The sequence below is a fragment of the Streptomyces sp. NPDC059994 genome (assembly GCF_042737755.1).
Lineage (GTDB): Bacteria > Actinomycetota > Actinomycetes > Streptomycetales > Streptomycetaceae > Streptomyces.
This window is the reverse complement of record NZ_JBHWUR010000166.1, coordinates 1-4,326: the sequence shown is the minus strand read 5'-3', so window position 1 is coordinate 4,326 and position 4,326 is coordinate 1. Positions and strand designations below refer to the sequence as shown.

Here is a 4,326-nt window from a genome sequence, read left to right as displayed (position 1 = left end):
GCCCGGGGAACTACGCGACCAACCACAGACAGCCCGCAGCTTCAGGGGCCCGGGGAACTACGCGACCAACCACAGACAGCCCGCAGCTTCAGGGGCCCGGGGAACTACGCGACCAACCACAGACAGCCCGCAGCTTCAGGGGCGCGGGGAACTGCGCGAGCAGCCACATACGGCCCGCAGGCGAACACCGGGCCAAAAGGGGGCGCGGGGAACTGCGCGAGCAAGCCCCACCGGGCCCGCAGGCGAACCCCGGGCCAAAAAGGGCCGCGGGGAACTGCGCGACCAGCCCCCACCGGCCCGCAGGCGAACCCCGGGCGTCACTCCTGCGGCACCACCCTCTTCTCCTCCGCGAAGTGGCACGCCGACGGGTGGTGGGCCGGGCCGTCCAGGAGTTGGAAGACCGCCGGGACCGCCAGCTCCGGGACTTCCAGCGCGCAGCGCTCCCGCGCCTTCCAGCAGCGCGTGCGGAAGCGGCAGCCCGAGGGGATGTTCGCCGGGGACGGGACGTCGCCGGTCAGGATGATCCGTTCGCGGCGCTCGCGCGCGGCCGGGTCCGGCACCGGGACCGCCGAGAGCAGCGCCTGGGTGTACGGGTGCGTGGGGTGGTCGTAGATCTCGGCGTCCCGGCCGATCTCCACGATCCGGCCCAGGTACATCACCCCGACCCGGTCCGAGATGTGCCGCACGATCGACAGGTCGTGCGCGATGAAGACGTACGACAGGGAGAACTCGTTCTGGAGGCGTTCCAGGAGGTTGATGACCTGCGCCTGGACCGAGACGTCGAGCGCGGAGACCGGCTCGTCCGCCACGATGATCTCGGGCTGGAGGGCGAGGCCGCGGGCGATGCCGATGCGCTGGCGCTGACCGCCGGAGAACTGGTGCGGGTACCGGTTGATGTACTCCGGGTTGAGGCCCACCACGTCCAGCAGGTCCTGCACCTTGCGGCGCCGGTCGCCCTTGGGGGCGACCTCGGGGTGGATCTCGTACGGCTCACCGATGATGTCTGCGACCGTCATCCGCGGGTTCAGGGACGTGTACGGGTCCTGGAACACCATCTGGATGTTGCGGCGGACGGATCTGAGGGCCTTGCCGGACATGCTGGTGATGTCCTCGCCCTTGTAGGCGATCCGGCCCGCCGTCGGGCGCTCCAGGTTCACCAGCATCTTGGCGACCGTCGACTTGCCGCAGCCGGACTCGCCGACGATGCCCAGGGTCTCGCCGGCCGCCAGGTCGAAGGACACCCCGTCGACCGCCTTCACCGCGCCGACCTGTTTCTTGAAGAGGATGCCCTGGGTCAGCGGGTAGTGCTTGACCAGGTCGCGCACTTCCAGAATCGCCTCAGCCATTCAGGCACTCCTTCCAGAAGTGGCACGCGCTCCTGCGGCCCTCGGAGACGTGCGCCAGCGGCGGTACGTCCGTGCGGCACACGTCCTGCGCCATCGGGCAGCGCGGATGGAAGGCGCAGCCCGACGGGATGTGCATCAGATTGGGCGGCAGGCCCTTGATCGCGTACAGCTCCTGGCCCTTCTGGTCCAGGCGCGGGATCGAGTCGAGCAGGCCGCGCGTGTACGGGTGCGCGGGGGCCTTGTAGATCTCGTGGACCGGGGCCTCCTCGACGATCCGGCCCGCGTACATCACCGCGATCCGGTCCGCGACGTCCGCGACCACCCCGAGGTCGTGGGTGATCAGGATCAGCCCCATGTTCATCTCGCGCTGGAGCTCCGCGAGCAGGTCCATCACCTGGGCCTGGACGGTCACGTCGAGCGCGGTGGTCGGCTCGTCCGCGATGATCAGCGCGGGCTCCAGGGCCATCGCCATGGCGATCATGATGCGCTGGCGCATACCGCCGGAGAACTGGTGCGGATACTGCCCGACCCGCTCCTTGGCGGCCGGGATCCGCACCCGTTCCATCAGCTCCACCGCCTTGGCCTTGGCGTCGGCGCGGGACATCCCCTTGTGCACGGTGAACATCTCGGCGAGCTGCACGCCCACGCTCAGCACCGGGTTGAGCGAGGACAGCGCGTCCTGGAAGACCATCGCCATCCCGGAGCCGCGCACCTTGCGCCGCGCGTCCTCCTTGAGCTCCAGCAGGTCCTGGCCCTGGAAGACGATCTCGCCGCCGGTGATCCGGCCCGGCGGCATGTCCAGGATGCCCATCACGGCCTGCGCGGTCACCGACTTGCCGGAGCCGGACTCGCCGAGCACGGCCAGCGTCTCCCCGGCCGCCACCGAGTAGGTGACCCCGTTGACGGCCTTGGCGATCCCGTCCCTGGTCTTGAACTCGACCTGGAGGTCGCGCACTTCGAGCAGCATGGCGTCCAACTCCTCAGCGCAGCTTGGGGTCGAGGGCGTCGCGCACCGCGTCGCCGAGCATGATGAACGCGAGCACCGTGACCGCCAGCGCCCCGGCCGGCCACAGCAGCATGTGCGGCGCGTTGCGGATGTACGGGGAGGCGGCCGAGATGTCGATGCCCCAGGAGACGGACGGCGGCTTCAGCCCGACGCCGAGGTAGGAGAGCGTGGCTTCGAGGGAGATGTACGTACCGAGCGCGATGGTCGCCACGACGATCACCGGGGCCACCGCGTTGGGCGTGATGTGGCGCAGCAGCATCCGGGAGTTGGAGGCGCCGAGCGCGCGGGCCGCCTGGACGTAGTCGTTCTGTTTGGCGGTGATCACCGAGCCGCGCGCGATCCGGGCGATCTGCGGCCAGCCGAGCAGGATCATGAAGCCGATCACGGGCCAGACGGTGGTCGAGGTGACCACGGACAGGAACACCAGACCGCCGAGCACCACCGGGATGCCGAAGAAGATGTCGGTGATCCGGGAGAGCAGCGCGTCCCAGCCGCCGCCGAAGAACCCGGCGAGGCCGCCCAGGACCGAGCCGAAGAGCGCGACCCCGAGGGTGGTGCAGACGCCGACGGTGACCGAGGTCCTCGCCCCGTACACGGTCCGGGTGTAGACGTCGCAGCCCTGGCCGTCGTAGCCGAAGGGGTGGCCGGGCCGGGAGCCCAGCTGGGCCTTGGAGAGGTCGCACTTGAGCGGGTTGCCGGAGGCGATCAGGGACGGCCACAGCGAGATGACGACCAGGAAGAGGATGATCAGGCCGGAGATGATGAAGACGGGGTTGCGCCGCAGATCCCGCCAGGCGTCGCCCCAGAGGCTGCGGGGCTTGCCCGCGGGGCCGGTGCCTTCGGGGCCGCCCGGCGTCTTTTCGAGCGTCGCCCCCTCGCTGATCGCGAGGTCCATCGGGCCGCTGGTGCCGGTGGGGGCGATAGCTCCCTGGCCGACGCCGCCCGCGCCGGTCGCGGAGATCGCACCTTCGTCGAAGTCGGGCTCAGGCATAGCGGATCCTCGGGTCGAGTACGGCGTACAGGAGGTCGACGACGAGGTTCGCCACCAGGAACACCAGCACCAGAACGGTCACGAAGCCGACGACGGTCTGCGTGCTCTGGTGCAGGATGCCCTGGTAGAGCTGGTAGCCGACGCCGTGGATGTTGAAGATCCGCTCGGTCACGATCGCCCCGCCCATCAGGGCGCCCACGTCCGTACCGATGAAGGTGACCACCGGGATCAGCGAGTTGCGCAGCAGATGGCGGGTGATCACCCGGCGTCTGGGAAGGCCCTTCGCCACGGCGGTACGGACGTAGTCCGCGCGGGAGTTCTCCGCGATCGAGGTCCGGGTGAGCCGGGTGACGTACGCGAGCGAGACCGAGGCGAGGACCAGGCCGGGGATCAGGAGTTCGTTGAACGGCGCCTCCGGGGACACGGACGGCTTGATCCATCCCCACTCGACGCCGAGCAGCAGCTGGAGCACCAGACCGGTGACGAAGGTGGGGATCGCGATGACCACCAGGGTGAGGATCAGCACCGCGGTGTCGATGGGGCGGCCGCGCCGCAGCCCGGTGATCACGCCGAGGGTGATGCCGACGACGATCTCGAAGAGGATCGCGATGATCGTGAGCCGGATGGTGACGGGGAAGGCGGTCGCCATCAGCTCGGTGACCTTCTGGCCGTTGAACGCGGTCCCGAAGTCACCGGTGAACACGTTCCCCATGTACGTCACGTACTGCTGCCAGACCGGCTTGTCGAGGCCGAACTCCCGCTTGAGGCGGGAGGTGGTCGCCGGGTCGCAGGCCTTGTCGCCGCACAGCCCCGCGATGGGGTCACCCATGACGTTGACCATCAGGAAGATCAGCAGCGTGGCGCCGAAGAAGACCGGGATCATCTGCAGCAGACGCCGGATCACATAACGTCCCATGAACTGCTCCGAGGGTCTGGGAATCCGAGGGTCCGGGAAAAGGTGCGGCCCGGCGCGGGGTGCGCGC

4 protein-coding genes are annotated in these 4,326 nt (G+C 69.3%); all 4 read right to left on the bottom strand.

Going from position 1 to position 4,326, the window contains the following annotated elements:
* Nucleotides 1-317 precede the first annotated feature (317 nt).
* The 4 genes from ACFWA7_RS38295 to ACFWA7_RS38280 are packed head-to-tail and all read right to left on the bottom strand — an operon-like array spanning nt 318 to nt 4,259.
* Nucleotides 318-1,346, bottom strand: coding sequence for an ABC transporter ATP-binding protein (locus ACFWA7_RS38295; RefSeq protein ID WP_385549593.1), 1,029 nt, complete (start codon nt 1,344-1,346; stop codon nt 318-320).
* On the bottom strand, nt 1,339-2,313 hold the full coding sequence (locus tag ACFWA7_RS38290) for an ABC transporter ATP-binding protein (RefSeq protein ID WP_385827778.1): 975 nt from the start codon (nt 2,311-2,313) through the stop codon (nt 1,339-1,341). The genes ACFWA7_RS38295 and ACFWA7_RS38290 overlap by 8 nt, the downstream gene beginning before the upstream one ends.
* A gap of 13 nt (nt 2,314-2,326) precedes the next feature.
* Nucleotides 2,327-3,343 (bottom strand): ABC transporter permease, encoded by a 1,017-nt coding sequence (locus tag ACFWA7_RS38285; protein WP_385549587.1) that lies wholly within the window; start codon nt 3,341-3,343, stop codon nt 2,327-2,329.
* Nucleotides 3,336-4,259, bottom strand: a complete 924-nt coding sequence (locus ACFWA7_RS38280; RefSeq protein WP_385549584.1) for an ABC transporter permease — start codon at nt 4,257-4,259, stop codon at nt 3,336-3,338. Before ACFWA7_RS38280 ends, ACFWA7_RS38285 begins: the two co-directional genes overlap by 8 nt.
* Nucleotides 4,260-4,326: the final 67 nt, after the last annotated feature.